This is a genomic window from Bradyrhizobium sp. INPA03-11B, from assembly GCF_040446015.1.
Taxonomy (GTDB): Bacteria; Pseudomonadota; Alphaproteobacteria; order Rhizobiales; family Xanthobacteraceae; genus Bradyrhizobium; species Bradyrhizobium macuxiense_A.
This window is the reverse complement of the sequence record NZ_JASGSR010000035.1, coordinates 1-25,847: the sequence shown is the minus strand read 5'-3', so window position 1 is coordinate 25,847 and position 25,847 is coordinate 1. Positions and strand designations below refer to the sequence as shown.

Genomic DNA, 25,847 nt, shown 5'->3' with positions numbered 1-25,847 from the left:
AAACCGGTTTCCACTTTTCCGGATCATGCTCTAAAGAAGGGGCTGAATTGGCCCGCAAGACTGGTTTAAACCCAAAAAACATATCCGCAGGGAGGAATGAATGAGGAAGGCCACTCTCGCCGCAGCGGCGCTCGCAGCTGCTTTCGCGCTGCCGGGTGCGCCCGCACTGGCGCAGACCAATGAGATCACCATCGGCATCTCGATCTCGACCACCGGGCCCGCCGCGGCGCTCGGCATCCCCGAGCGCAACGCGCTCGATTTCGTGCCGAAGGAGATCGGCGGCGTGCCGCTGAAGCTGATCGTGCTCGACGACGCCGGCGATCCGACGGCTGCGACCACCAATACGCGGCGCTTCGTCACTGAGTCCAAGGCCGACATCATCATGGGCTCCTGCATCACGCCGACCACGATCGCGGTGTCGACGGTCGCCAACGAGGCCGGCATCCCGCATCTCGGCCTCGCGCCATTTCCGATCAACGAGGCCCGCGCGAAATGGTCGGTCGACCTGCCGCAGTCGATCCCGATCATGGGCAAGGTGCTCTACGAGCACATGAAGGCGCACAACATCAAGACCGTCGGCTATATCGGCTATTCGGATTCCTATGGCGATCTCTGGGTCAATGACTTCAAGGCGCAGGCCGTGCCGATGGGCCTCACCATGACCGACGAGGAGCGCTTCGCGCGTCCGGACACCTCGGTCGCGGGCCAGGTGCTGAAGCTCGTCGCCGCCAATCCCGACGCCATCCTGGTCGGTGCCTCCGGCACCGCCGCGGCGCTGCCGCAGACCGCGCTGCGCGAGCGTGGCTACAAGGGCCTGATCTACCAGACCCACGGTGCTGCCACGATGGACTTCATCCGCATCGCGGGCGCGTCGGCGGAAGGCGTCATCATGTCGGCTGGTCCGATCATGTCGCCGGAAACCCAAGCCGACGGCGCGCTGACCAAGAAGCCGGGCCTCACGCTGAACGCGGCCTATGAAGCCAAGTACGGCGCCAACAGCCGCAGCCAGTTCGCCGGCCATTCCTTCGACGCCTTCGAGGTGCTGAAGCGCATCATCCCGACCGCGCTGAAGACCGCCAAGCCCGGCACGCCGGAATTCCGCGAGGCGATCCGCCAGGCGTTCATCTCCGAGAAGGAGATCGTCGCGAGCCAGGGCGTCTACAACTGGACCGAAAAGGACCGCTACGGCCTCGACGACCGCTCGCGCATCCTGCTGACGGTAAAGGACGGCAAATACGTCCCGGCGATGTAAGCGCGTCGCTACCTGTGAAACAAGGCAGCCGGTCCCGATGAGGGGCCGGCTTTTTTCTTACCCTCCCCTGGAGGGGGAGGGTCGCTTCGCATCGCGCCAGCGATGCGGAGCGGGGTGGGGTGAAGGTCTATCGTCGCCGGAGGTGCGTCAGTCGCACGGCCTCCGCTCCGCGAGCACCGTAGAGCTCGACATAGATCCGTTCCAGCACGGCGCTGAGGTCAGCCGTGATCTCCGAGTTCCAGAACCGGATGACGCGATATCCCTCGTTCTCCAGCCACTGCTGCCGCTCGCGATCACGCTCTGCCGTTTCATCTTCGTTGTGGTGCCCTCCGTCCAACTCGATGACCAACCGCTTGGCCGGACAGATAAAGTCGACAACGTAAGGACCGATCGGCGCCTGGCGTCGGAAGTGGGAGCCATCAGTCGGCAGCTCCCTCAACGCTCGCCACAGGATTCGTTCATGCGGAGTCGTGTTCGCGCAGCTTCTTCGCGGTCGCTCTTCGGATCGATGCTGAGACCACTTGCGCGGCTTCACCCCACCCCGATCGCACCCGACGATGCTGCGCATCGCCGCGCGCGCTCGACCCTCCCCCTCCAGGGGAGGGTGAAGTGGAGCGCAATCCTTGCGCGAATGCAAGCGTGGCCAGATATGCTTATCTGAGGACGCGCCTTCCTTCATCCTCCCCTGGAGGGGGAGGATCGACGCGCATGCAATGCGCGGCGAGGTGGGGTGACGGTCTCTCCGCGCTGGTGGTGCTTGAACCGCCGCAGTCGTCGCACGTCAGCGCCTTAAATCGCGCTCTCGCCTTCGTGCTGGAAGCCGAGATAGCTCGCGGCGACGCCCTTGTTGGCGGCGATGTCCTTGGCCGGGCCCGACAGCACGAACTCGCCGAGCTCCATCACATAGGCGCGGTCGGCGATCTGCAGCGCCGCCTGGGCGTTCTGCTCGACCAGCAGCACCGAGACGCCGGCCGAGCGGAGCTCGCCGACGATGCGGAAGATGTCGGCGACGATGATCGGGGCGAGGCCGAGGCTCGGTTCGTCCAGCATCAGGAGTTTCGGTGCGCCCATCAGCGCGCGGCCCATCGCCAGCATCTGCTGCTCGCCGCCGGACAGCGTGCCGGCGAGCTGCTTGCGGCGCTCCTTGAGCCGCGGAAACAGCGTGTAGACCCGCTCCAGCGAGGTGGCCGCGACCGCCTTCGTGATCCGGAAGGCGCCGAGCTCGAGATTGTCCTCGACATTCATGGTGCCGAACAATTCGCGATGCTCAGGCACCAGGCTGAGGCCGGTGGCGACGCGATCCTCGATATCCAGCGGCGCCATGTCGACGCCGGCAAAGGTGGTGCGGCCCCTCAGCGGCAGCACGCCCATGATGGCATTCAGAAGCGTGGTCTTGCCGGCACCATTGGCGCCGATGATGGTGACGATCTCGTTGTCTGCGACGTCGAGCGAGACGCCGCGCACGGCCTCGACCTTGCCGTAGGCGATGTGGACGTCGGTCACCGATAGCAGCGCGCTCATGCGGCGGCTCCGAGATAGGCCTTGATCACGTCGGGGTTGCGCTTGATCGCGGCCGGCGTGCCTTCAGCGATCTTGGTGCCGAAATCCAGCACCACGATGCGGTCGGCAAGATCCATCACGAACCCCATGTCGTGCTCGACCAGCAGCACCGACATGCCGCCGTCGCGCAATTGCCGGAGCAGCGCGGCGAGGCGCTGCTTCTCCATGTGGCGCAAGCCAGCGGCCGGCTCGTCGAGCAGCAGCAGCATCGGATCGACGCACAGTGCGCGGGCGATCTCGACGATGCGCTGCTGTCCGAGCGACAGCGAGCCCGCGAGCTGGTCGATCTGGTCGGACAGGCCGACGCGTTCGATCTGGCGCGCGGCTTCCGCCAGCAGTTTCGCCTCGTCGGCACGGTCGAGCCGCAGCATGCTGGAGATCGCGCCGGAATTGCCGCGCAGATGCGCGCCGATCGCGACGTTCTCCAGCACGGTCATGTCGGGCACCAGTTTGACGTGCTGGAACGTCCTGCTGACGCCGAGCTTGACCACCTCTTGCGGCGGCGCGTTCTCGACCTCCTTGCCCTGCACGAAGATCTTGCCGCCGGTCGCAGCCAGCACGCCGGTGATCAGGTTGAAGGTCGTGCTCTTGCCGGCGCCGTTGGGGCCGATCAGCGCGACGATCTCCCGCGCGTTGACGTCGAACGAGACATCGTTCACCGCGAGCACGCCGCCGAACTGTTTTCGTGCTTTCTCGATATGCAGCAGCACCGGTGACGTTCCCGGGGCGCGTTCACGGTGTTCCAGCTTCACCGACGTGTCCGGTGTCTTGCGGGTCGGCTTGAACGGCAGTTTTGACATCAGCCAGGGCCAGACGCCCTGTGGTGCGAGCTGCAGCAGCAGCACCAGCATGATGCCGAACACGATGGTCTCGAGCTGGCTCTGGCCGCCGAAGATGTAGGGCAGGTAGCTCTGCAGCACCTCTTTCAGGATCACGACGACGGCGGCGCCGAGCACGCCGCCCCAGACATATCCGGCGCCGCCGACCACGGCGATGAACAGATACTCGATGCCGGCCTGGGCACCGAACGGCGTCGGGTTGGCGGCGCGCTGGAAATGCGCGTAGAGCCAGCCGGACAGGCCGGCCAGCACGGCGGCATAGATGAACACCAGCAGCTTGGCGCGTGGCGTCTGCACGCCGAACGCCTCGGCCGCGACATGGCCGCGCCGCAAGGCGCGGATGGCACGCCCGGTGCGGGAATCCAGCAGGTTCATGGTCAGCAGCGCCGAGAGCAGCACCGCGACCCAGATCGCGTAGTAGATCGCATCCGGGCTCAGCATCTTGAACGAACCGATCGACAGCGGCGGAATGCCTGAAATGCCGTCGTTGCGGCCGAGGAATTCCAGCTTGCTGAACAGATAGAACAGGCCGATGCCCCAGGCGATGGTGCCGAGCGGCAGATAGTGGCCCGACAGCCGCACCGTGACGAGGCCGAGCAGCACCGCCGCAATGCCGCTGACCAGCAGCGAGGCCGGCAGCGTCAGCCACGGCGAGACGCCATAGGCGGTGGTCAGCACCGCGGTGGTGTAGGCGCCGAAGCCGCAGAATGCGGCCTGTCCGAATGAGGTGAGGCCGCCGACGCCGGTGAGCAGCACGAGGCCCATCGCGACCAGCGCGGCGAGGCCGATATTGTCGAGCAGCACGATCCAGAACGGCGGGATGCCCGGGACAAGCGGGATCACCGCCATCACGAGCGCGAAGATGATGAGAGGAAGCCGCTGCGTCATCGCGCTCAATCCTTCTCTTCTTCGACCTGGGGCGCTGCGAGCGAGCGCAGCACCAGGACCGGGAGGATCAGCGTGAACACGATGACTTCCTTGAAATTGCTGGCGTAGAACGAGGAGAAGGCCTCGACGATGCCGACCACGATCGCCGCGACCGCGGTCAGCGGATAGCTGACAAGCCCGCCGATGATGGCGGCGATGAAACCCTTCAGGCCGATCAGGAAGCCGGTGTCGTAATAGAGCGTGGTGATCGGCACGATCAGGATGCCGGAGATAGCGCCGATGACGGAAGCGAGCAGGAACGCGATCTGGCCCGACAGCGTGGTGCGGATGCCGACCAGGCGGGCGCCGAGCCGATTGACCGCGGTGGCGCGCAGCGCCTTGCCGGTCTTGGTGTAACCGAAGAACAGCCACAGCGCGACGATGAAGCCGACCGTCAGGCCGTAGACGGCAAGGCTCTGGCCGGTGAAGCGCAGCGGACCCGCGGTCACTCCGGCATTCGACAGCGCCGGGCCGCGCAGGCCTTCGGCGCCGAAGAACACGAGGCCGAGGCCCTGCAGCGCCAGATGGCAGCCGACCGAGGCGATCAGCAGCACCAGCACCGAGGTGTGCGCGATCGGCTGGAACGCGATGCGATAGAGGAACAGCCCGATCGCCGCCACGATCAAGAGCGCCAGCGCGATGTTGACGGCGATCGGCGTATGGGGACCGACCAGCGCATAGACGAGGCCGAGCAGCGCCACAGGGAAGACGATGTTGAGCGCGACCGAGCGGATCACCAGCCGCGCATGCAGCGCCTTGCGGGCAAAGAACAGGTCGAGCGCGAAGGCGACGAGGCCCATCGCGACCGCAAGCCGCGCCGTGCCGGGCACCTGGCCGGTCGCCAGCATGGCGTAGCTCAGCGCGCCATAGGTGACGAATTCGCCCTGCGGGATCAGGATCACCCGCGTCACCGCGAACACCAGCACCAGGGCCAGCCCCAGCAGTGCGTAGATCGCGCCATTGGTGATGCCGTCCTGCAGCAGGAACAGCATGATCGTCGTGTTCAAGGCCGAGCGCTCCCCCTTAAGCGTCGGACCGCCGCAGCCGGCTGTGCCGGCCGGGTCGGCCGATATCGGTTGTTGAAAGCAGCCGATATTTGATATACCCGATAACAATTATTAAATATAATCTCAAGGTCCCCGAGCGTCCCGCGGGGTTTTTGTACCGGGATTGCGAGCCTGGAGCGATGACTGTTTCAAAGACCGCCTCCGATGCCGCCAGATCGTCGCGCGCCCTGCGCAGGGAACCGGTCGATCCTGCCGGGGACGACAGCATGCTGCAACTGGGCGAACTGTCCGGATTGCTCGGCTATTCGCTGAAACGCGCCCAGCTCAAGGTGTTCGAGGACTTCCTGCGCTGCGTCGCGCCGCTGCAACTGACGCCGGCGCAGTTCTCGGTGCTGCTGCTGCTCGACAAGAATCCGGGCCGCAACCAGACCGAGATCGCCAATACGCTCGGCATCCTCAGGCCGAATTTCGTCGCCATGCTGGACGCGCTGGAAAGCCGCGACCTATGCGCGCGGATGCGCTCGACCAACGACCGCCGCTCCCACATCCTGGTGCTGACCGACCGGGGCCGCGCCGTGCTGGCGCGCGCCAAGAAGCTGGTCGCCAACAAGCACGAGGCGCGGCTGATCGAGGTGCTCGGCCCGGCCAACCACGCCGCGCTGCTGGAGATGTTGGCGAAGCTCGCGCAGGAGTTTTGAGCGGGGACCCCTCAGGCGTCGTTGCGAGCCGCCGGCTCGCGCGAAGCGGAAGCAACCCATCTCGCCACCTGGCGGAAAATGGATCGCTTCGTCACTCCCATGCAGCCGCTAGAGCTTGTAGCCGATCTTTCGCAGCAGGTCCTTCCGCCACGCAATGTCGGCGTCGGTTTCGACACCCAGCGGCGAGGCGCCATCTATCACGCCGAGCACGCCGCGACCCAGCTCCGTTTGCGCGACGATCACCTGTGTGGGATTGGCCGTCGCGCAATAGACGCGGCAGACCTCCGGCACTGCGCGGACCGCAGCGAGCACGTTGACGGGGAAGAACCCGTCACCCAGGAAGATCAGGAAGGTGTGGCCGGCGCCGACGGCCAATGCGTTATCGCGTGCGAGGGCGAGTGAGGCTTCGTCGTTGCCCGAGCAGCGTACCAGCCGCTTACCGGAGGCCTCGCAGAAGGCCAGCCCGAAGCGGATGCGCGGAACCGCGCCCACCACCGCCTCGTGGAGGTCTTCCACGGTCTTGATGAAATGCGACTGGCCGAAGATGAAGTTGGTCTCGTCCGGCTTCGCGATCGGCACCACGGTGAGTTCCATGGCTTCGCTCCTGCACAGTGAGCTACGTGATCCATGGTAGGCCGTCGGAAGGTGATTGCAAGCCGCCACGGGCGTTCGTTGCCGGCCTGCCAGCAAGCTCCCGGCCGGCGTTGGAGCTCAGCTTCCCATGGCCGACCCGGCAGGAAGAAGGTGGAGCGGCCAAAACGACGCGAATGACTCTCGCTGGACGGTGCGCGCCCACAGACGGGAACTGTGATATTCTCTGTCAAGCGCACGATGGGAGCGCCCGGACGTTGCACGCCCACCGGCGATAGTGGCCGCCAAGCGTACCGAGCGATTGCACGAGGATGCGAACGTCGCGCTCCCGGACTTCGAGGAGGATCAACGCCGTGAAGCGGGACTTCGACCTCATCGTCCATGGCGCGACGGGCTACACCGGCCGTGTCATCGCCGAATACCTGGCGACATCCTGTCGCGGTGACGATGCTCCGTCCTGGGCGATTGCAGGACGCTCGACCGACAAGCTCCAGAAGGAGCGTGCCGACATCGGCGCACCAGATGATTTACCGTTGGTGAAGGCGGATGCCGCCGAGCCAGCCAGTCTCCGTTCGATGTGCGAGCGTGCGGCCGTGATCATCACGGCGGTCGGGCCTTATCAGCTCCACGGTTCCGAGCTCGTGGCGGCCTGCGCGGCCACGGGCACCGCCTATGTTGATCTGTGCGGAGAACCGGCCTGGATGCGGCGCATGATCGATACCCATCACGAGGAGGCGAAGCGAACCGGTGCGCGCATCGTCTTCTCCTGTGGCTTCGATTCCATCCCGTTCGATCTTGGTGTGCTCACGTTGCAGGAGAAGGCGCGCGAGAAATTCGGACGCCCGGCGCGGCGGGTCAAAGCCCGCCTGCGCAAGGTGAAGGGCGGCATGTCTGGCGGCACCGCGGCGAGCGCTCAGGCGACGTTAGCCGCTGCGGCGCGCGACCCGACTCTGATCCGGCTGCTGACCGATCCCTTCGCGTTGACGCCGGGGTTCACCGGGCCGTCTCAGCCGTCGGGCCTCATCCCCGAATACGACCCGAGCATGAACGCGTGGCTCGTGCCGTTCCCGATGGCGCCGATCAACACCAAGAACGTGCACCGTACGAATTTCCTGTTGGGTCATCCCTACGGCACCGACTTTGCGTATGACGAGATGATGGTCGCGCCGGGATTCGGGGAATTCGGTCGCGTGGCGACGGAGACGTTCGCCACGGTGGTTTCCTTGTTCGGGACCGGCGGTCTCAAACCCGGCGCAGGTCCGACCCGGGACGAGCGCGAGAAGGGCTTCTATGACATCCTCTTCGTGGGCGAGTTGCTGGACGGTGGACGGGTCGAGGCGGTCGTCACAGGTGACGGCGATCCGGGCTATGGCTCGACCAGCAAGATGATCACCGAAAGCGCTCTCTGCCTCGTGCGCGAGGTACAGGGCGAGGGCGGCATCTGGACGCCGGGCGCGCTGATGGGGCCGGCCTTGCGCAAGCGTCTGAAGGAGCGCGCCGGCCTCACTTTCAGTGCGCGTTGAGGTCACGCAGTCGGCAGGTACAGCAGCCCGTTCGGTTAAAGAGCGACTAGAGCGCGATCATACGGTCTTCCGCTACGATGCTTGAGTTTGGCTCCGACTCATCTGCTTGCAACGAAGGCAGCCCTAATCCAGGGCCAAGCAATTGACGGCAGCGAAGCAGCGCTGCGAATCCGAACAGTGCGTCGAGACCGGTCCGAAGCAGCATCGGTAACTCGCTCGGCTGTCTCATTATCGCACGGGTCAGCGCGGCGAGATCGATCGTTCCGTTTGCACGCACTGCAGCCAATGCAGCGGTAGGAAGCCGCCGGCCGGCCGGATCCATGATAACGCGGAGGGCAGTCATAGGCAGGCCGCGCGCTGCAGCGACACTCGCCGCCACATGGGATTCGTTGTCGACCGCCAGTGCGCCTGTGCTCATATGCAGCGAGCGCTTCGCCTCTGGATGCATGGCGATGGTTGTCACGCCGGCGATAGGGCCATAGATCGAACCGGGGATGAGTCGAAGCAAGGCTTGCGACCAGTTCCGATCAGTGGAGAGCTGAATCGTTTCCGAAACGATCGTCGATCCTACGATGCATGCGCCTGCCGGGAGATCGGGCGAAAGGCCGCCCGCGATGCCAAAGCTGATGAGACCGTCGCAATCCTCAGCAATTGCCGACGCGAGAGACTCCGCGAGCGCGCTGCCATCGCCTCCGCAGATCGCCTGCGCATGCAGGTCTGCGGCGATCCGTGCCTCAAATGCAAGTCCCGTGACTCCAATCACCGCTGCCATGAGTCCACTCCCGGATGCCGCGCTGGACGACGGGTGCCCGCGCACCGCAAGGCACGCACTTGTATCATTGGCGCCAATGCATGTGGGCCGTGTCATGAGTGTTCTGCTCCAGCACCCGATCGCAAATGACTAATGAGTTAGTTTCTGACGGATATGTCAGCTGCTTTGTTTTGCCGTCGTGATAAATGCTGCCCTACGGGCCGGGATCGGTGGCGAGCGTGAGATCGTGCCGGAGGCTGGAACAGCGCACTCGACGAGCCAAATCGGCGCCCTCGCGGGGCGCGAACCGATGCAATATCCATGGCGTCTCCAAGTCATTGTGCGGAACGATTTGGAGCATTGTCCGCGCTGGCAGTTCGCCTTCGCGAACGAGCGCAAGGATCATCGATACTATGAGTTGGTCGAGGATACCCTTCATCCCGAGTTCGAATACGGGTATTTCGTCATTAGGGATGCGGTTGACCAGGCCTATGCTGTACAGCCTTTTTTCCTGATGGACCTGGATTTGCTAGCCGGTGCGAGCCCGCGGTTTGGCGTGCTGATCGACGCCGTTCGCCGGATGTGGCCAGGTCTGATGCGCGCCCGTGCGCTCATGGTGGGGTGCGTCGCCGGGGAAGGTCATCTTGACGGGGACGAGGCCTGCCATCGGGGCCGCATGGAACTGCTGGCCTCAACGATTGCAGTACATGCTCGCAGGCTCGGGGCGCGGCTGATCGTATTCAAGGAGTTTCCGGCGCGATACCGATCAATCCTCGACTGCCTGATTGCTCACGGGTTCACCCGCATCCCCAGCCTGCCCATGACCAGGCTTTGCATCGATTACGCCAATTTCGATGACTACATGAATCAAGCGCTCAACAGCGCAACCCGCAAGAAGCTTCGCAAGAAATTTGAGGCGACAGCGCAGGCCTTCCCACCCATCGAGATGAGCGTCATCAACGACGCGACGCCGGTGATCTCGCAGATCTATCCATTGTATCTCCAAGTCTATCAGCGTTCGAAACTGCACTTCGAAAAGCTGACAGAACAATACTTCTGCGACTTGGGGCGGCGGATGGGGGACAAGGTCCGCTTCTTCCTCTGGCGTCAGAACGAGCGGATCGTCGCGTTTGCTGCGTGCATGGTACACGGTGACGCGATTTATGCGGAGTACATAGGCCTCGATTACGATGTCGCCTTAGACCTGCATCTCTATCATTACGTGTTTCGCGACATGGTGAGCTGGGCAATCGCCAACGGGTACCAATGGTTTCGCAGCGGCGGGCTGAATTATGATCCGAAGCTGCACCTGAGGCACTTGCTTGACCCGATCGACCTATACGTTCGGCACACCTCCACGCCGATCAACGCCGCGTTGAAGCGCATTTTGCCGGTGCTCGAGCCGACGCGATATGACGAGACGCTTGCGAAGTTTCGTAACTATCAGGAGCTTTGGGCGCAGCCCGAGACTGGCCCTGGGTCCATCGAGGATACGGCCTAATCCACCAGGATCACCCGGACATCGTTGACATTGGTCAGCGTCGGTCCGGTCAGCAGCAGATCGCCGGTCTGCGCGAAGAACCCCGTGGCATCGTTGTTCTCGAGATACGCCTTGGGATCGAGGCCGATCGATTTCATCTTCGCGAACGTCGCCTGATCGATCACCGCGCCTGCGGGGTCGGTCGCGCTGCCGGCGCCGCCATCGGCGCCGTCGGTGTCGGCGGCGAGCGCCGAAATGTCGGGCGCATCCTTGAGCAGGTCGGCGAGCGCCAGCGCGTATTCCTGGTTGGGGCCGCCGCGGCCATTGCCGCGCACGGTCACGGTGAGCTCGCCGCCGGAAATGATCGCAACGCGCTTGCCTTCGCTGCGCGCCTTGAGCGCAAGCCGCGCGTGCGCGGCCGCGATCTCGCGGGCCTCGCCTTCGAGATCGGCGCCGAGCGCGATCGTCTCGTAGCCGGCATCCTGCGCGACCTTCACTGCGGCGTCGATCGAGGCCTTCGGCTTTGCCAGCAGCTCGAACGTCGCCCGCGCAAAGGCGGGATCGCCGGGCTTGCAGCTCTCATTGTTGGGATCGTCGAGCGCGCGGCGGACCGCATCATCGACGGAGAGATTGTACTTGGCGACCAGCGCGCGGGCATCCGACAGCGTGGTCGGATCCGGCACCGTCGGCCCCGAGGCGATCGCGGAGGGATCGTCATGCGGCACGTCCGAGATCGCCAGCGTGACGATCTCGGCGGCGTGCTGGCCGGCGCGCGCCAGCCGTCCACCCTTGATCCGCGACAGATGCTTGCGGACGGTGTTCATCTCGCCGATCGGCGCGCCGGAGCGCAGCAGGGCGCGGTTGACCTGCTGCTTCTGGGCAAAGCTCACGCCCTCGACGGGTGCGATCCAGTTCGCCGAGCCGCCGCCGGTCAGCAGCACCAGCAGCAGATCGTCGGGCGTGGCTTCGGCCGCCAGCCGCAGCGTATCGTCGGCCGCGCGCAGGCCGGCCTCATCGGGCACGGGGTGGCCGGCCTCGACCACCTTGATGCGGCGGGTCGGCACGCCATGGCCGTGGCGGGTGGTGGCGATGCCGACCAGCCGCGACGGCTCGAGGCCGAGCGTGTCGAGATAGTGCCGCTCCGCCGCCGCGGCCATGGCGCCGGCGCCCTTGCCGGCGGCGAGGCAGATCACGCGACCCTTCGGCACCGGCCGCAGCCGCGACGCCAGCACGACATCGGGATGCGCAGCTGCTACCGCAGCATCGAAGATCGAACGCAGGAATGGACGTCGGTCGGTCATGGCTGTGCTTTCTTCGGACGGGAGGCGCCGTTGGTTTCCGTTCCCTCTCCCGCTTGCGGGGGAGGGCCAGGGTGGGGGTATCGCCGCTGCTCACATGGTGGAGAGAGCCCCCACCCGAATCGCATCTTTGATGCGATCCGACCTCCGCCGCAAGCGGGAGAGGTGAAATGAAACCGCGGAGGCCGCGGCGCAACCAATGGCGTCGTATCGAGCTCAGTTGCCGCCAATCTCGCCGCTGATGACGTCGCCGAACAATTGCCAGCGCTCGCCCTTGAACTGCATCAGCTGCAGTTGCTCGATCGGCTGGAAGTCGTTCGGACCGGTCGACAGCGTCACGCCGGGCAGCAGGCCGCCCTGCGCAAACTGCTTCAGGCTCGCCGCCTGCTTCATCACATTGGCGCGGGTGAGGTCGTCGCCGCAGCGGCGGAGCACCTCGACCATGGTGGTCGCCATGTTGTAGCCGGTCATTGCCGAGGCATCGACGCGGTTGGTGTCGGGCATGTACTTGGCGAGCAATTCGTCGAACGCCTTCATGCCGGCGTCGTCCTTCCACTGCGGATCGCTGGCGTCCTTGGCGTAGGCTGCCGAGATCACGCCCTGCGCGTTGTCGAGCCCGGCCGGGCGCATCACGGTTGCGGTGGAGGCCGAGACGTTGGAGACGATCGTCACCGGCTTCCAGTTCATTTCGCCGAGCTTCTTGATCGCCTGGGCGCCGAATTTCGGCGTGGTGAAGAAGATGATGACGTCGGGATTGGAGGATTTCAGCCGCACCACATGGGAATCGATGGTGGGTTCGGCGACTTCGTAGCTCTCCTTGGCGGCGATCCGCGCGGGATCGCCGGCGAAGCCGTCTTCCAGGCCCTTCAGGTAGTCCTTGCCCATGTCGTCGTTCTGGTAGAGCACCGCGACCTTGGCGGTGGGCTTCTCCTTGAGCAGATATTTCGCGTAGATCCGCGACTCGCTCTGGTAGCTCGGCAGCCAGCCCATGGTCCACGGGAACGCCTTCGGATCGTTCCATTTGGTGGCGCCGGTCGCGACGAACAGCTGCGGCACCTTCTTGGCGTTGAGATATTTCTGGATCGCGGTGTTGGAAGCGGTGCCGAGCGTGCCGAACAGGAACAGCACCTCGTCGCTCTCGACCAACTTGCGGGCCTGCTCGACCGCTTTCGGCGGCGAATAGGCGTCATCGTAGGAGATGAAGTTGATCTTGCGGCCGTTGATGCCGCCGTCGTCGTTGACCTTCTTGAACACCGCGGTCATCGCCTTGCCGACCACGCCATAGGCCGACGCCGGGCCGCTATAGGGCACGATATTGCCGATCTTGATCTCGGTGTCGCTCGCACCGGTGTCGTATTTCTTCTGCGCCCAGGCGGCGTGTCCGGTCGCGGCGGCGACGGCGAGGCCGAGCAGGGCGGTTGCGACACGGTGGCGGATCGGCTTCGGCATTTCCCGAAAACTCCTTGTTGTTGCCGCCGCAGGGGCGACGGTTTCTTGTCGGGTTTCCTAGCGCATTGCCAGGCAAAGCGTAAGCAGGCATCGCGCGGGGGCGGCCGGCGAGCAGCCGCCATGGCCAATGAAAAGGCCAATGAAAAAGCCCCCTGCGACGGTATCGCAGGGGGCCGTTGTCAGTCGACCGTCGGCGCGACAATCAGCCGCCGACGTCGGCGCTGATGACCTCGCCGAACAGTTCCCATTTCTCGCCCTTGAACTTCATCAGCTGCAACTGGCTGATCGGGGCGAAATCGTTTGCGGCGGTATTGATCTTGATGCCGGGCAACAGCACCTCGGTGCGGAAATCCTGCAGGCTCGCCGCCTGCTTCATGATGTTCTCGCGGGTCAGGTTGTCGCCGCACTGCTTCAGCACCTGCACCAGCGTCTGCGCCACGCCGAAGCCGACCACGGTGCCGCCGTCGAGCTTGTCGCCCTCCGGGAAGTCCTTGGCCATGAAGGCGTAGAATTCCTTCATGCCGGGATCATTGTCCCACTGCTTGTCGGAGGCATCCTTCAGATAGGCGGCGGAGATGATGTCCTGCGCGTTCTCGAAGCCGGCCGGTTTGATCACGCTGCCGACCGAGGCCGACACGTTGTTGAGGAAGTGGGTCGGCTTCCAGCCGATCTCGGCGGCCTTCTTGATCGCCTGAGCCGCGAATTTCGGCGTCGCGATGTCGGTGAAGACGTCGGCGTTGCTCGCCTTCAGCTTGACGATGTTGCTGTCGATGGTCGGCTGGGAGGTCTCGAAGCTCTCCTCGGCGACGATCATGCTGGCGGCCTTCTGGCCGAGGCCGTCCTTCAGGCCCTTCAGATAGTCCTTGCCGTAATCGTCGTTCTGGTACAGCACCGCGATCTTGGCGTTCGGCATGTTCTTCAGGATGTACTTGGCGTAGATCTGGGTCTCGCTCTGGTAGTTGGGCTGCCAGCCCATGGTCCAGGGAAAGTCCTTCGGATCGTTCCACTTGGTGGCGCCGGTGGCGACGAACAGTTGCGGCACCTTCTTGGAGTTCATGTATTTCTGGATCGCCGAGTTCGACGGCGTGCCGAGCGAGTTGAAGATCAGCAGCACCTCGTCGCTTTCGACCAGCTTGCGGGCCTGCTCCACGGCCTTCGGCGGCGAGTAGGCGTCATCGTAGGAGATGAAGTTGATCTTGCGGCCGTTGATGCCGCCGGCGTCGTTGATCTTCTTGAAATAGGCGGCCTCGGTGCGGCCGATGATGCCGTAGGCGGAAGCGGGGCCGCTGTAGGGCATGATGTTGCCGATCTTGATCTCGGTGTCCGTGGCGCCGGTGTCGTATTTCTTCTGGGCCAGCGCAGCGCTGCCGGACGTCGCGACGAGCGCTAGCGCGGCCCCGAGGACCGCAAGTCTTGTGGTAGCGGACATTGATGTCTCTCTCCCTGTTGTCAGACGAATGTGTCGCGGCCCCTTGTTTCGAGGGCTCTGTTATTTGACTGCAATGACTACCATCTCAGGCGGCCCGTCTCAATGAAAAGCCCCTGCGACAACGCCGCAGGGGCCGCGTCCTTAGTCGACATTTAAGGGTTAACCGCCGACGTCGCCGCTCAAGATGTCGCCAAAGCGATCCCAGGTCTCGCCCTTGAACCGCATCAGTTGCAGTTGCGAAAGCGGTGCGAAGTCGGTCGCCGAGGTGTTGACCTTGATGCCCGGCAGCAAGCCGTCGAGCTCAAGGTCGCGGATGCTGGCGGCCTGCTTCATGATGTTCTCGCGCGTCAGATTGTCGCCGCACGCCCGCAGCACATGCTCGAGGCCCTGCGCGACGGTGTAGGCGTACATCACGGACGCGTCGGCGCGGTTTGCGTCGGGGTAGTACTTATCCAGGAATTCGTTCCAGGCGATCATTCCCTTGTCGGTCTTCCACTGCGGATCGGTCGGATCCTTCAGGTATTGCGACGAGATGATGCCCTGGGCGGCCTCGAAGCCCGCCGGCTTGATCACGCTGCCGATCGAGGACGAGACGTTGTTGAGGAAGTGCATCGGATGCCAGCCGAGCTCATTGTTCTTCTTGATCGCCTGGGCCGCGAATTTCGGCGTGGTGATGTTGAAGAACACGTCGGCGCCGGAGGCCTTGAGCCTGACGATGTGGGAATCGATGGTCGGCTCCGTGACCTCGTAGCTGTCCTCGGCGACGATCATCGACGCCGCCTTGCTGCCGAGCCCGTCCTTGAATCCCTTCAGGTAATCCTTGCCGTAGTCGTCGTTCTGGTAGAGCACCGCGATCTTCGCGTCCGGCTTGTTCTTCAGGATGTACTTCGCATAGATGATCGATTCGCTCTGGTAGTTGGGCTGCCAGCCCATGGTCCATGGAAACTCCTTCGGGTCATTCCACTTGGTGGCGCCGGTGGCGACGAACAGTTGCGGCACCTTCTTCTGGTTCATGTATTTCTGGATCGCCGAGTTCGGCGGCGTGCCGAGCGAATTGAAGATCATCAGCACTTCGTCGCTCTCGACCAGCTTGCGCGCCTGCTCGACGGTCTTCGGCGGCGTGTAGGCGTCGTCGTAGCTGATGAAGGTGATCTTGCGGCCGTTGATGCCGCCTTCGGCATTGATCTTGCGGAAATAGGCGTCCTCGGTCTTTCCGATCACGCCATAGGCGGAAGCTGCTCCGCTATACGGCATGATGTTGCCGATCTTGATTTCGGTGTCGCTGGCGCCGGTGTCGTACTTCTTCTGGGCAAGTGCCGCGCTGCAGGATGCGGAGACGAGCGCGAGCGCAACGGCAATTGCCGCCAGATGTCGTATTGCAGACATACGGTTTCTCTCCCTGATGGCAGATGATGTGTCGCGGCCCCCTGTTTCGAGGGCTCATTGTTGTCAGCAAAAGCTATCATCTTACCTGGGGCGTCTCAACGAAAAGCCCCCGCGGCATGGCCGAAGGGGCTGCGTCTTTAGTCGCGCTCGCCGATCTGGCGGAGCCAACCGCGGAGATTGCGGTGAGTGCTCGCGACGCTGTTGAGTTGCGCGCGCGGATGCCAGCGGCAGTCCGCGAAGATCAGTTGCTCAGATTGCTCGAAATGATGTCGCCGAACAGCTCCCACTTCTCGCCCTTGAAGCGCATCAAGCGCAATTGCTTGATCGGCGCGAAGTCGGTCGCCGAGGTGTTGATGCTGATGCCCGGCAGCAGCGTGTCGGGGACATAATCCTTCAGGCTCGCCGCCTGCTTCATGATGTTGGCGCGGGTGAGATCGTCGCCGCACATCTCCAGCACGTGCACCATGGTCTGTGCGGCGGCGTAGCCGTAGGAGGTGGCGCCGTCGAGCTTGTTGGCGTCGGGATAATCCTTCTTGAGGAAGGCAAGGAATTTCTGCATGCCGGGATCCTGATTCCATTGCGGATCGGCGCCGTCCTTGATGTAGGACGCCGACAGGATGCCCTGCGAATTTTCGAAGCCGGCCGGCTGCATCACGCCGCCGACCGAGGCCGAGACATTGGCGACGATCTGCAGCGGCGTCCACGCGATTTCGGCGGCCTTCTTGATCGCCTGCGCCGCAAATTTCGGTGACGTGACGCTGATGAACGTATCGGCGCCGGCGGCCTTCAGCTTGACGATGTGATTGTCGATCGCGGGTTCGGAGGTTTCATAAGCCTCCTCGGCGACGATCATCGACGCCTTGTCGCCGAAAGCGTCCTTCAGGCCCTTGAGGTAGTCCTTGCCGAAGTCGTCATTCTGGAAGAGTACGGCGACCTTGGCGTCGGGCTTGTGCTTCATGATGTATTTTGCGTAGACCCGCGCCTCGTCCTGGTAGGACGGCTGCCAGCCCATGGTCCACGGATAGTTGTTGGGGTCGTTCCACTTGGAGCCGCCGGAACCGACGAACAGCTGCGGCACCTGCTTCTCGTTCATGTACTTTCGGATCGAAGCGTTGGTTGCGGTACCGACCGAGCCGAACACCAGCAGCACCCCGTCGTCCTCGACCAGCTTGCGGGTTTGCTCCACGGTCTTGGCCGGCGAGTAGCTGTCGTCATAGGAGATGAAGGTGATCTTGCGGCCGTGGATACCGCCGGCCTCGTTGATCATCTTGAAGTAGGCCGCCTCGGTCCTGCCGATCACGCCATAGGCTGAGGCGGGGCCGCTGTAGGGCGCGGTGTTGCCGATCTTGATCTCGGTGTCGCTGGCCCCGGTGTCGTATTTCTTCTGCGCCAGCGCGACATTGCAGCTCGTCAGGATCAGAGCGAATGCGGACAACAGCGCCGTCAGGGACGGACGTGCGGCAGTCATGGTTTCCCCACCTCGGGTTCTTCGTTTCGGGTATTCAATACCATCGGCGCGGGGCGTCAACAAAAAGCCCCCGCGACGGGTATCGCGGAGGCTGTCGTTTTATTCCCGCAGTGCAACCTCACTCCGAGGGGACATCGCCGGAAATGATGTCGCCGAACAGCTCCCACTTCTGGCCCTTGAAGCGCTGCATTTGCAGCTGGGCGATCGGGGCGAAGTCGGTGGCCGAGGTGTTGATCTTGACGCCGGGCAGCAGGGTGTCGGGCGTGAAGTCCTTCAGGCTCGCCGCCTGCTTCATGACGTTGGCGCGGGTGAGATCGTCGCCGCACATTTCGAGCACCTTGGCGAGCGTCTGGGCGGCACCATAGCCGTAGACGTAGCCGCCGTCGGTCTTGTCGGCGCCCGGCATGTACTTGTCGAGAAACTCGGCCCACTTCTTCATGTTCGGATCGTTGGCCCACTGCGGATCGGCACCGTCCTTGGCATAGGCCGCCGACAGCACGCCCTGGGCGTTGTCGAAGCCGGCCGGCTGCATCACGCTGCCGACCGAGGCCGACACGTTGGTGATGATCTGCAGCGGCTTCCAGCCGAGTTCGGCGGTCTTCTTGATGGTCTGCGCGCCGAACTTCGGCGTCGTGTAGATCAGCAGCACGTCCGGATTGGCGGCCTTGATCTTGACGATGTGGCTGTCGATCGATGGCTCGGAGATCTCGTAGCTCTCCTCCATCATGATGCTCGTGGCGGCCTTGGCGCCAAAACCATCCTTGGTGCCCTTGAGGTAGTCTTTGCCGAAGTCGTCGTTCTGATAGAGGATCGCGACCTTGGCGTCGGGCTTCTCCTTCATCAGCCACTTGGCGTAGATCTGGGCTTCGCTCTGGTAGCTCGGCTGCCAGCCCATGGTCCACGGGAAGTTCTTCGGATCGTTCCACTTGGTGGCGCCGGTGGCGACGAACAGCTGCGGGATCTTCTTGGAGTTCAGGTATTTCTGGATCGCGGTGTTGGACGGCGTGCCGAGCGGGTTGAAGACCAGCAGCACTTCGTCGCTCTCGACCAGCTTGCGCACCTGCTCGACCGCCTTCGGCGGCGAATAGGCGTCGTCATAGCTGACGAAATTGACCTTGCGGCCGTTGATGCCGCCGCGGTCGTTGATCATCTTGAAATAGGCTTCTTCGGTCTTGCCGATCACGCCGTAGGCGGAGGCTGGTCCCGAATAGGGGATGATGTTGCCGACCTTGATCTCGGTATCGCTCGCGCCGGTGTCGTATTTCTTTTGGGCGAATGCGGCGGTGGACGTCGCGGCAACAGCGACGATCGCCGCGGAAATCGCGGCGATCCGAACGGTAGAAAGCATAATGTCTCCTGGTTTGGTTCTATAGGCTCTTAACTGGTTTGAGCATGATCTCTTCCGGAAAACCGCTTCGCACTTTTCCGGATCATGCTCTTAGTTCTTCTTGAGCTTTGCGGCCAATTGCTGGGCAACGATCGCAACCTGCCTGGCGCCGTGCGGCACGAGGAAGATGACGAGGAACAGCAGCACGCCGAACACCGCACCCGAAAGGCCCTTGGAGATGCCTTCGGCAATGTTCGGCACGAAGATGATGAAGGCGGAGCCGACGATCGAGCCGGGCAGCCAGCCGACGCCGCCGACCACCATGCCGAGGAACAGCGAGATCGCGAGCTGGATGGTGTAGCCGTCCGGCGCCACGAACTGCACCGCGATGGCGCCGAGACCGCCGGCGACGCCGGTGATGCCGGCCGAGACGCCGAACGCCAGCGTCTTGTACAGCGCGACGTCGACGCCCATCGCGGACGCCGCGATCTCGTTGTCGCGGATCGCCATGAAGGCCCGGCCGGAGCGCGAGCGCAGCAGGTTCACCGAGGCGACGTAGATCGCGATCGTGACCACCAGGGTGAAGTAGTACAGCCACATGTCCTGCGACAGCGGCAGGCCGAACGGCGCATCCGGCTTGGTCACCACGAGACCCTGGACGCCGCCGGTCCAGTGCTCGAAATAGCCGAGCTTGAGCAGCTGCGGCATCGCGGTCGCGAGCGCGAAGGTCGCGAGCGCCAGATAGACGCCGGAGAGCCGCAGCGCCGGCTGGCCGAACAGGAAGCCGAAGCCGAAGCAGACGATGCCGGCGATCGGCAGCGTGAGGGCATAGTTCATGCCCGCATGCTCCATCAGGATCGCCGAGGTGTAGGCGCCGACGGCGTAGAACGCGCTCTGGCCGAGCGAGAACTGGCCGCTTCCGCCGGTCAGGATGTTGAGCGCCAGCACCGCAAGGCCGTAGATCAGAAGCATCGTCATCTGGAAGATGATGAAGTTCTTCACGAACAGTGGGATCAGGACCAGCGCGGCGAGCACCACGAGCGAGGTGCCATAACCCAGCGTCATGGCGCGCTTGGGCACGGCCTCGACGGCCTGGCCCTCGGTGACGACTTCGACTTCTTCAGCGGCGCTCATGATCAAACTCGCTTGACGATGGCGCGGCCGAACAGGCCTGCCGGTTTCACGACCAGGACGACAATGATCAGCGCAAGCGCGATCGGAAGTTTCAGCTCATTGCCGACGCCGGGGATGTAGGTGCCGACGAGGTTCTCGAAGATGCCGACCAGGAAGCCGCCCATCACGGCGCCGAACGGCGAGCTCAGGCCGCCGAGCACGGCTGCGGCAAAGCCGTAGATCAGCACGCCGAGCATCATGTTCGGCTCGAGGAACACCACCGGGGCGATCATCATGCCGGCGATCGAGCCGATCGCCGAGGCCATGCCCCAGCCGAGCGCGATCATCCACGAGGTGTTGATGCCGACCAGCCGGGCCGATTCAGGCAGCGAGGCGGCCGCGCGCATCGCAAGGCCGACCCGGGTGAAGCGGAAGAAGAAGAACAGCAGCAGCAGCATCAGCAGCGTGATGCCGATCATGCCGGCCTGGTGGGTCGAGATCAGCTGGCTGCCGAGGAACGGCGAGGAGCCGAACGGCGTCGGATATTGCTTGATGGTGAAGTCCCAGATCAGGCCGGCGACCGAGTTGATGATCGCATACAGCGCGATGAAGCCGGCGACATTGGTCAGGATCGGCGCCTTGGCCAGCGGCTTGAACAGCAGCCGCTCGATGACGATGCCGGCGGCGAACGAGAAGGCGACGGTGAGCACGAAGGCGCCCCAATACGGCACGCCCCACTGCATCAGCTGCCAGGACACGAAGGTCGAGAACATCGCCATTTCGCCCTGGGCGAAATTCAGATGGTCGATGGCCTGGTAGATCATCACGACCGCGAGCGCCATGCAGGCGTAGATCGCGCCCGTGGCGATGCCGGCCAGGACCTGGTTGGCAAAAAGCTCCATTGTGCCAGCTCCCTCAGTAGCCGAGATAGGATTTGCGGACGTCTTCGTTGTTCGCGATGTCCTTGGCATTGCCCGACATCACGATCCGTCCGGTTTCGATCACATAGGCCTGGTCGGCGAGCTCGAGCGCGAGCTGCGCATTCTGCTCGACCACCAGGATGGTCACCTTTTCCTCGCGATTGATCTTGCCGAGGATGCGGAACAGGTCGCGCACGATCAGCGGCGCGAGGCCGAATGACGGCTCGTCGAGCAGCATCAGGCGCGGCCGCAGCATCAGCGCGCGCGCCACCGCGAGCATCTGCTGCTCGCCGCCGGACAGCGTGCCGGCCTGCTGGGTGTAGCGCTGCTTCAGCACCGGGAAATGCTCGTACATCCGCTCGATGTCGGCGCCGATGGCGCCCTTGTCGGAGCGGCTGATGGCGCCGAGCTGCAGATTCTCCTCCACCGTCATGTTGGTGAAGGTGCCGCGGCCCTGCGGCACATGGGCGATGCCGAGGCGGACCACGTTCTCGGTGGAACGGGTGCCGATCGGCTTGCCCTCGAACTCGATCGCGCCGGTCGAGCGCACCATGTTGCAGATCGCCCGCAGCGTGGTGGTCTTGCCGGCGCCGTTGGCGCCGAGCAGCGTGGTCAGCGAGCCCTCGTTGAGGGAAAAGCTGAGGCCGTGCAGGGCCTGGACCTGGCCGTAATAGGCGCGCAGGTCCTTGACGTTGAGCATCGCTGTCATTGGTCCTTGCTCCCCAGATAGGCCTTGATCACATCAGGGTCGGCCTGGACCTGGGCCGGCGTGCCTTCGGCCAGCTTGCGGCCGAAATTGAGCGCGACGACGTGGTCGGCGATCGACATCACGAGTCCCATGTGATGCTCGACCAGCAGCACCGTAATTTTACGGTCATCGCGGATTTTGCGGATCAAATCGCCGAGCACATAGACTTCCTCGTGATTGAGGCCGCCGGCCGGCTCGTCGAGCAGCAGGATCTTCGGATCTGCGGCCAAAGCGCGCGCCAGCTCGACGCGCTTCTGGGTGCCGAACGGAAGTCCCGAGACCACGGTGTGGGCGACGTCCTCGAGATCGAGATAGCCGAGGATGTCGTGCACTTTCTTGTTCATGTCGCTCTCGCCGCGGCGGACCCAGGCGAGACGGAGCGAGTCGCTGACGATGTCGCTCGAGGTGCGCGCATGCGCGCCGACGCGCACATTGTCGATCACGGACAGATTGGGAAACAGCGCGACGTTCTGGAAGGTGCGGCCGATGCCGATCTCGGCGATCCGGTGCGGGGGCCGCGACAGGATGCTCTTGCCTTCCATCAGGATGTCGCCGGACGACGGCTGGTAGAGCCGCGACAGGCAGTTGAACAGCGTCGTCTTGCCGGCGCCGTTCGGTCCGATCAGGCCGAGGATCTGTCCATGGCGCATGTCGAACGACACGCCATTGAGTGCGATGATGCCGCCGAACACGACGCTGACGTCGCGAACCGCGAGCAAGGGATCATTCCCTTGCGCGAGCTGTGCCTGCGTCATCTCGTCTCGCCCGCCGTCTTCGAGCGGTGCGAGCGGCCCTGCGATGCGTTTCGCTGGACGTGATGGAGGCTATCTGATCCCCTCGGCCAAACGTGCAACTTTCCCTCCTACTTTGGTCTTTTTGCGTTCTTCTTTTTTGGATTGCGGCGCCATTCCACCGAGCGCCTGCTCGATGTTCCTTACCATCGCGACAAGACGAGGTCCAATGTCGTTGAGCAATCTATCTTCCGTGAAACGGAATGCCGGCGCGCCGCAATTGAAGGCGTAGGGACCGGTTCCGTCGTTCAATCTCAATGCAACGCCAACCGCGGCGACGTCGTCCTGCCAGTCGCCGGTCGACATGGTGAAGCCGTGCTTCGCCACCGTCTCGCCGGAACGTTCGATGCCGTCGCGCATCTTGGCCCAGCGGCTGCCATAGTGATCCCGCAGCTCGCGTAATAAAGCCGCGCGCTCCTCGGGTGGCAATGCCCAAATATAGGCACGTCCCATCGCGGTGGTGGCGATCGGCACGCGCGAGCCGACGTCGAGCTGCACGCCGAGCGCCAAGCCGTTCCGGCTCTGGCCGAAATAGATCATGCTGTGACGGTCGCGGCCACCGACGGCGACGGCGCCGCCGGTCGCGCGCATCACTTCTTCTCGATAGGGTTCGGACAAATGCCGAACGCCGAGATTGGCGAGCGCCGCGTAGCCCAGCGCCATCGCCGACGGCGCGAGCTGATACTTTTCGAATTTCGGTACAGGTGTAAGGTATCCCAGCTTGGTCAGCGTGTAGGTCAGCCGGGAAATGGTTGGCTTCGGTAACTTGGTGCGGGCGGCAATCTCCTGATTGCCGAGCAGCCCGTCATTGGGTTGAAATGCGCGCAGAACGTCCAGTCCGCGGGAAAGCGCGACGACGAAATTGCGATCGGTCGCTACCTTCTTGCTGGCGCGCTTCATCCCTATCCTTGTCCTGCCCTTGTCATGCTCGTTGACAAGGCTCGTGCTTCAAAATAACCCTCCGTGTCAAGATGTGGAATTAAATTTCGCAGTGCGAAATTGGTCTAATCGTAGCGGCTCAACGCAAGTCGTGCAGCTACTCAACACAAGTTCAAGAACAAGCATCCAGGGAGAGTCCCGGTGAGTGAAGTCGTCAAGCTCGAACGTCATGACAATATTGCCGTGGTCACGGTTAACAGTCCGCCCGTGAATGCGCTCAGCGCTGCGGTGCGCGGCGGCATCTTCGAGTGCATCAAGGCCGCGATCGACGATGCGCAGGTCCAGGGCATCGTGCTGACCTGCGCCGGCCGCACCTTCATCGCCGGCGCGGACATCACCGAATTCGGCAAGCCGCCGAAGCCGCCCGGCCTCGCCGAAGTGCTGAGCCTGATGGAAAGCTCGCCGAAGCCGATCGTTGCCGCGATCCACGGCACCGCGCTCGGCGGCGGCCTCGAGGTCGCGCTGGCCTGCCACTACCGTGTCGCCACCAAGGACGCCAAGCTCGGCCTGCCCGAGGTGAAGCTCGGCCTGCTGCCGGGCGCCGGCGGCACCCAGCGCCTGCCGCGTGCGGTCGGCCCCGAACTCGCGGTCAAGATGATCGTCGGCGGCGATCCGATCAGCGCCGATGCGGCGCTGAAGGCCGGCCTGATCGAGGAGATCGTGGAAGGTCCGGCCTCGGGCGGTGAGGCATTTGCGCGCAAGGTGGTCGCCGAGAAGCGTCCGCTGCGCAAGCTGCGCGATGACGACTCGAAGCTCGCGGCGGCCAAAGCCGACCGTTCGATCTTCACCAATGCGGTCGCCGCGATGACCAAGAAGTCGCGCGGCCTCGAGGCGCCGTTCGCCGCTGCCGATGCCGTCGGTGCCGCGATCGACCTGCCGTTCGACGAAGGCCTGAAGAAGGAGCGCGAGGGCTTCCTGAAGCTGGTCTCGAGCGACCAGTCCAAGGCGCAGCGCTATGCGTTCTTCGCCGAGCGCGAAGCCGCCAAGATCTCCGGTGTGCCCGACGGCACGAAGGGCCGCAACGTGGCGCGCGTCGCCATCCTCGGCGCCGGCACCATGGGCGGCGGCATCGCGATGTCGTTCGCCAATGCCGGCATCCCGGTCACGCTGATCGAGACCGGCGAGGAGCAGCTCAAGCGCGGCATGGGCATCATGCAGAAGAACTATGAAGCGACCGCCGCGCGCGGTGGCATCCCGGCGGACGCGCCCGCCAAGCGGATGGCGCTGATCAACGGCGTCGTCGGGATCGAGAACGTCGGCGACGCCGATCTGGTGATCGAGGCCGTGTTCGAGACCATGGCGGTCAAGAAGGAAGTGTTCGGCAAGCTCGACCAATACGCCAAGCCGGGCGCGGTGCTGGCCTCCAACACCTCCTACCTCAACATCGACGAGATCGCGCAGTCGACCAAGCGTCCGCAGGACGTGCTCGGCATGCACTTCTTCTCGCCGGCCAACGTCATGAAGCTGTGCGAGATCGTGCGCGCCGACAAGACCGCGCCCGACGCGCTGGTGACTGCGGTGTCGATCGCCCGCAAGATCGCCAAGGTGCCGGCCGTAGTCGGCGTCTGCGACGGCTTCGTCGGCAACCGCATGCTGGCGCAGCGCGGCAAGCAGTCCGAGAAGCTGCTGTTCGAGGGCGCACTGCCGCAACAGGTAGACGCCGTCGTCACCAAGTTCGGCATGCCGATGGGCCCGTTCGCGATGGGCGATCTGGCCGGCCTCGATATCGGCTGGCGCTCGCGCAAGGACCGCGGCATCAAGTCGGAGATCGCGGATGCGCTCTGTGAAGCCGGCCGCTTCGGCCAGAAGACCGGCAAGGGCTACTACAAGTACGAGCCGGGCTCGCGCGCGGCGCTGCCCGATCCGGAGGTCGAGAAGCTGATCGACGAGACGCTGGCGCGCCTCGGCCGCAAGAAGCGCGTCGTGACTGACGACGAGATCCTCGAGCGCATGATGTATCCGATGATCAACGAGGGCGCGAAGATCCTCGCCGAGGGCATCGCGGCGCGTCCGTCTGATATCGACGTGGTCTGGCTCTATGGCTATGGCTGGCCGATCTATCGCGGCGGCCCGATGTTCTGGGCCGACACCGTCGGCCTCAAGCACATCGCCGATCGCCTGGCCTTCTACGCCAAGGAGACCAACGATCCCTCGCTCGAGCCGGCGCCGCTGCTCAAGAAGCTCGCCGACGAAGGCAAGACCTTCGCCTCGCTCGCCGCAGCGTCGAAGGCGGCGTGATTGGCTTCCTGGCCACGGACTCGCTGGTAGGGTTCCCTCCCCCCTTGTGGGGGAGAGTTAGGGAGAGGGGTGGCCGCATCGGGACTGCCCGAGTGACCCCCCTTCCCCAACCC

The 25,847-nt window shown here is 64.0% G+C and carries 22 protein-coding genes; 5 read left to right on the top strand and 17 right to left on the bottom strand.

Annotated elements, in window-relative coordinates; genetic code table 11:
* Positions 1-100: 100 nt before the first annotated feature.
* Positions 101-1,252, top strand: coding sequence for an ABC transporter substrate-binding protein (locus tag QMZ05_RS16980; protein WP_353701785.1), 1,152 nt, complete (start codon positions 101-103; stop codon positions 1,250-1,252).
* A 127-nt stretch (positions 1,253-1,379) separates the two neighbouring features.
* Here QMZ05_RS16980 and QMZ05_RS16975 read toward each other — a convergent pair whose 3' ends face one another.
* From QMZ05_RS16975 to QMZ05_RS16960, 4 genes are all read right to left on the bottom strand, one after another.
* On the bottom strand, positions 1,380-1,820 hold the full coding sequence (locus QMZ05_RS16975; RefSeq protein ID WP_353701784.1) for an endonuclease domain-containing protein: 441 nt from the start codon (positions 1,818-1,820) through the stop codon (positions 1,380-1,382).
* Positions 1,821-2,041: 221 nt separating this feature from the next.
* Positions 2,042-2,773 carry an ABC transporter ATP-binding protein gene (locus QMZ05_RS16970; protein ID WP_353701783.1) on the bottom strand — a complete coding sequence of 244 codons (732 nt, stop codon included), beginning with the start codon at positions 2,771-2,773 and terminating at the stop codon, positions 2,042-2,044.
* The gene (locus tag QMZ05_RS16965; RefSeq protein WP_353701782.1) at positions 2,770-4,539 is read right to left on the bottom strand and encodes a branched-chain amino acid ABC transporter ATP-binding protein/permease; all 1,770 of its coding nucleotides are present in this window, start codon (positions 4,537-4,539) and stop codon (positions 2,770-2,772) included. The genes QMZ05_RS16970 and QMZ05_RS16965 overlap by 4 nt, the downstream gene beginning before the upstream one ends.
* A gap of 5 nt (positions 4,540-4,544) precedes the next feature.
* A complete protein-coding gene (locus tag QMZ05_RS16960) occupies positions 4,545-5,585 on the bottom strand; it encodes a branched-chain amino acid ABC transporter permease (RefSeq protein WP_353701781.1) in 1,041 nt (346 codons plus the stop codon).
* A gap of 179 nt (positions 5,586-5,764) precedes the next feature.
* On the opposite strand from QMZ05_RS16960, the gene QMZ05_RS16955 reads away from it, so the two are divergent.
* Positions 5,765-6,283 (top strand): MarR family transcriptional regulator, encoded by a 519-nt coding sequence (locus QMZ05_RS16955; RefSeq protein WP_050425473.1) that lies wholly within the window; start codon positions 5,765-5,767, stop codon positions 6,281-6,283.
* Between the two features lie 108 nt (positions 6,284-6,391).
* Here the strand turns inward: QMZ05_RS16955 and QMZ05_RS16950 are convergent, their stop codons facing one another.
* Positions 6,392-6,877 carry an adenosine-specific kinase gene (locus tag QMZ05_RS16950; protein ID WP_050425472.1) on the bottom strand — a complete coding sequence of 162 codons (486 nt, stop codon included), beginning with the start codon at positions 6,875-6,877 and terminating at the stop codon, positions 6,392-6,394.
* Positions 6,878-7,227: 350 nt separating this feature from the next.
* On the opposite strand from QMZ05_RS16950, the gene QMZ05_RS16945 reads away from it, so the two are divergent.
* The gene (locus QMZ05_RS16945; RefSeq protein ID WP_353701780.1) at positions 7,228-8,397 is read left to right on the top strand and encodes a saccharopine dehydrogenase NADP-binding domain-containing protein; all 1,170 of its coding nucleotides are present in this window, start codon (positions 7,228-7,230) and stop codon (positions 8,395-8,397) included.
* Between the two features lie 46 nt (positions 8,398-8,443).
* Here the strand turns inward: QMZ05_RS16945 and QMZ05_RS16940 are convergent, their stop codons facing one another.
* Positions 8,444-9,169: an adenosylhopane nucleosidase gene (locus tag QMZ05_RS16940; protein ID WP_353701779.1), complete on the bottom strand. Its 726-nt coding sequence runs from the start codon at positions 9,167-9,169 to the stop codon at positions 8,444-8,446.
* Positions 9,170-9,395: 226 nt separating this feature from the next.
* Between QMZ05_RS16940 and QMZ05_RS16935 the strand changes: the two genes are divergently transcribed.
* On the top strand, positions 9,396-10,649 hold the full coding sequence (locus QMZ05_RS16935; protein WP_353701778.1) for a GNAT family N-acetyltransferase: 1,254 nt from the start codon (positions 9,396-9,398) through the stop codon (positions 10,647-10,649).
* Here the strand turns inward: QMZ05_RS16935 and QMZ05_RS16930 are convergent.
* From QMZ05_RS16930 to QMZ05_RS16880, 11 genes are all read right to left on the bottom strand, one after another.
* Positions 10,646-11,929: a glycerate kinase gene (locus tag QMZ05_RS16930; RefSeq protein WP_353701777.1), complete on the bottom strand. Its 1,284-nt coding sequence runs from the start codon at positions 11,927-11,929 to the stop codon at positions 10,646-10,648. The two genes, QMZ05_RS16935 and QMZ05_RS16930, sit on opposite strands and share 4 nt — an antisense overlap.
* A 213-nt stretch (positions 11,930-12,142) precedes the next feature.
* Positions 12,143-13,375 carry an ABC transporter substrate-binding protein gene (locus QMZ05_RS16925; RefSeq protein WP_353701776.1) on the bottom strand — a complete coding sequence of 411 codons (1,233 nt, stop codon included), beginning with the start codon at positions 13,373-13,375 and terminating at the stop codon, positions 12,143-12,145.
* Positions 13,376-13,577: 202 nt separating this feature from the next.
* Entirely contained in the window at positions 13,578-14,804 is a 1,227-nt protein-coding gene (locus tag QMZ05_RS16920; protein WP_353701775.1) for an ABC transporter substrate-binding protein, read from the bottom strand.
* 159 nt (positions 14,805-14,963) lie between these two features.
* Positions 14,964-16,190, bottom strand: a complete 1,227-nt coding sequence (locus QMZ05_RS16915) for an ABC transporter substrate-binding protein (RefSeq protein WP_353701774.1) — start codon at positions 16,188-16,190, stop codon at positions 14,964-14,966.
* Between the two features lie 241 nt (positions 16,191-16,431).
* The gene (locus QMZ05_RS16910) at positions 16,432-17,658 is read right to left on the bottom strand and encodes an ABC transporter substrate-binding protein (RefSeq protein WP_353701773.1); all 1,227 of its coding nucleotides are present in this window, start codon (positions 17,656-17,658) and stop codon (positions 16,432-16,434) included.
* Positions 17,659-17,776: 118 nt separating this feature from the next.
* Complete coding sequence (locus QMZ05_RS16905; protein WP_353701772.1) at positions 17,777-19,006, bottom strand: ABC transporter substrate-binding protein; 1,230 nt, start codon at positions 19,004-19,006, stop codon at positions 17,777-17,779.
* Between the two features lie 90 nt (positions 19,007-19,096).
* Positions 19,097-20,119, bottom strand: coding sequence for a branched-chain amino acid ABC transporter permease (locus tag QMZ05_RS16900; protein WP_146988813.1), 1,023 nt, complete (start codon positions 20,117-20,119; stop codon positions 19,097-19,099).
* Between the two features lie 2 nt (positions 20,120-20,121).
* Entirely contained in the window at positions 20,122-21,000 is an 879-nt protein-coding gene (locus tag QMZ05_RS16895; RefSeq protein ID WP_024581729.1) for a branched-chain amino acid ABC transporter permease, read from the bottom strand.
* 13 nt (positions 21,001-21,013) lie between these two features.
* A complete protein-coding gene (locus tag QMZ05_RS16890; RefSeq protein ID WP_353701771.1) occupies positions 21,014-21,727 on the bottom strand; it encodes an ABC transporter ATP-binding protein in 714 nt (237 codons plus the stop codon).
* Complete coding sequence (locus tag QMZ05_RS16885; protein ID WP_050406254.1) at positions 21,724-22,521, bottom strand: ABC transporter ATP-binding protein; 798 nt, start codon at positions 22,519-22,521, stop codon at positions 21,724-21,726. Before QMZ05_RS16885 ends, QMZ05_RS16890 begins: the two co-directional genes overlap by 4 nt.
* Before the next feature lie 69 nt (positions 22,522-22,590).
* Entirely contained in the window at positions 22,591-23,457 is an 867-nt protein-coding gene (locus QMZ05_RS16880; RefSeq protein ID WP_353701770.1) for an IclR family transcriptional regulator, read from the bottom strand.
* 180 nt (positions 23,458-23,637) lie between these two features.
* Between QMZ05_RS16880 and QMZ05_RS16875 the strand changes: the two genes are divergently transcribed.
* Positions 23,638-25,734, top strand: a complete 2,097-nt coding sequence (locus QMZ05_RS16875; protein ID WP_353701769.1) for a 3-hydroxyacyl-CoA dehydrogenase NAD-binding domain-containing protein — start codon at positions 23,638-23,640, stop codon at positions 25,732-25,734.
* The last annotated feature ends 113 nt before the right edge of the window (positions 25,735-25,847 follow it).

What these genes read in the sequence shown, in the direction of transcription:
- QMZ05_RS16980 (WP_353701785.1), top strand. Translation starts at nt 101, where the DNA reads ATGAGGAAGGCCACTCTCGCCGCAGCGGCGCTCGCAGCTGCTTTCGCG.
- QMZ05_RS16975 (WP_353701784.1), bottom strand. Translation starts at nt 1,820, where the DNA reads ATGCGCAGCATCGTCGGGTGCGATCGGGGTGGGGTGAAGCCGCGCAAG.
- QMZ05_RS16970 (WP_353701783.1), bottom strand. Translation starts at nt 2,773, where the DNA reads ATGAGCGCGCTGCTATCGGTGACCGACGTCCACATCGCCTACGGCAAG.
- QMZ05_RS16965 (WP_353701782.1), bottom strand. Translation starts at nt 4,539, where the DNA reads ATGACGCAGCGGCTTCCTCTCATCATCTTCGCGCTCGTGATGGCGGTG.
- QMZ05_RS16955 (WP_050425473.1), top strand. Translation starts at nt 5,765, where the DNA reads ATGACTGTTTCAAAGACCGCCTCCGATGCCGCCAGATCGTCGCGCGCC.
- QMZ05_RS16950 (WP_050425472.1), bottom strand. Translation starts at nt 6,877, where the DNA reads ATGGAACTCACCGTGGTGCCGATCGCGAAGCCGGACGAGACCAACTTC.
- QMZ05_RS16940 (WP_353701779.1), bottom strand. Translation starts at nt 9,169, where the DNA reads ATGGCAGCGGTGATTGGAGTCACGGGACTTGCATTTGAGGCACGGATC.
- QMZ05_RS16930 (WP_353701777.1), bottom strand. Translation starts at nt 11,929, where the DNA reads ATGACCGACCGACGTCCATTCCTGCGTTCGATCTTCGATGCTGCGGTA.
- QMZ05_RS16925 (WP_353701776.1), bottom strand. Translation starts at nt 13,375, where the DNA reads ATGCCGAAGCCGATCCGCCACCGTGTCGCAACCGCCCTGCTCGGCCTC.
- QMZ05_RS16920 (WP_353701775.1), bottom strand. Translation starts at nt 14,804, where the DNA reads ATGTCCGCTACCACAAGACTTGCGGTCCTCGGGGCCGCGCTAGCGCTC.
- QMZ05_RS16915 (WP_353701774.1), bottom strand. Translation starts at nt 16,190, where the DNA reads ATGTCTGCAATACGACATCTGGCGGCAATTGCCGTTGCGCTCGCGCTC.
- QMZ05_RS16910 (WP_353701773.1), bottom strand. Translation starts at nt 17,658, where the DNA reads ATGACTGCCGCACGTCCGTCCCTGACGGCGCTGTTGTCCGCATTCGCT.
- QMZ05_RS16905 (WP_353701772.1), bottom strand. Translation starts at nt 19,006, where the DNA reads ATGCTTTCTACCGTTCGGATCGCCGCGATTTCCGCGGCGATCGTCGCT.
- QMZ05_RS16900 (WP_146988813.1), bottom strand. Translation starts at nt 20,119, where the DNA reads ATGAGCGCCGCTGAAGAAGTCGAAGTCGTCACCGAGGGCCAGGCCGTC.
- QMZ05_RS16895 (WP_024581729.1), bottom strand. Translation starts at nt 21,000, where the DNA reads ATGGAGCTTTTTGCCAACCAGGTCCTGGCCGGCATCGCCACGGGCGCG.
- QMZ05_RS16890 (WP_353701771.1), bottom strand. Translation starts at nt 21,727, where the DNA reads ATGACAGCGATGCTCAACGTCAAGGACCTGCGCGCCTATTACGGCCAG.
- QMZ05_RS16885 (WP_050406254.1), bottom strand. Translation starts at nt 22,521, where the DNA reads ATGACGCAGGCACAGCTCGCGCAAGGGAATGATCCCTTGCTCGCGGTT.
- QMZ05_RS16880 (WP_353701770.1), bottom strand. Translation starts at nt 23,457, where the DNA reads ATGAAGCGCGCCAGCAAGAAGGTAGCGACCGATCGCAATTTCGTCGTC.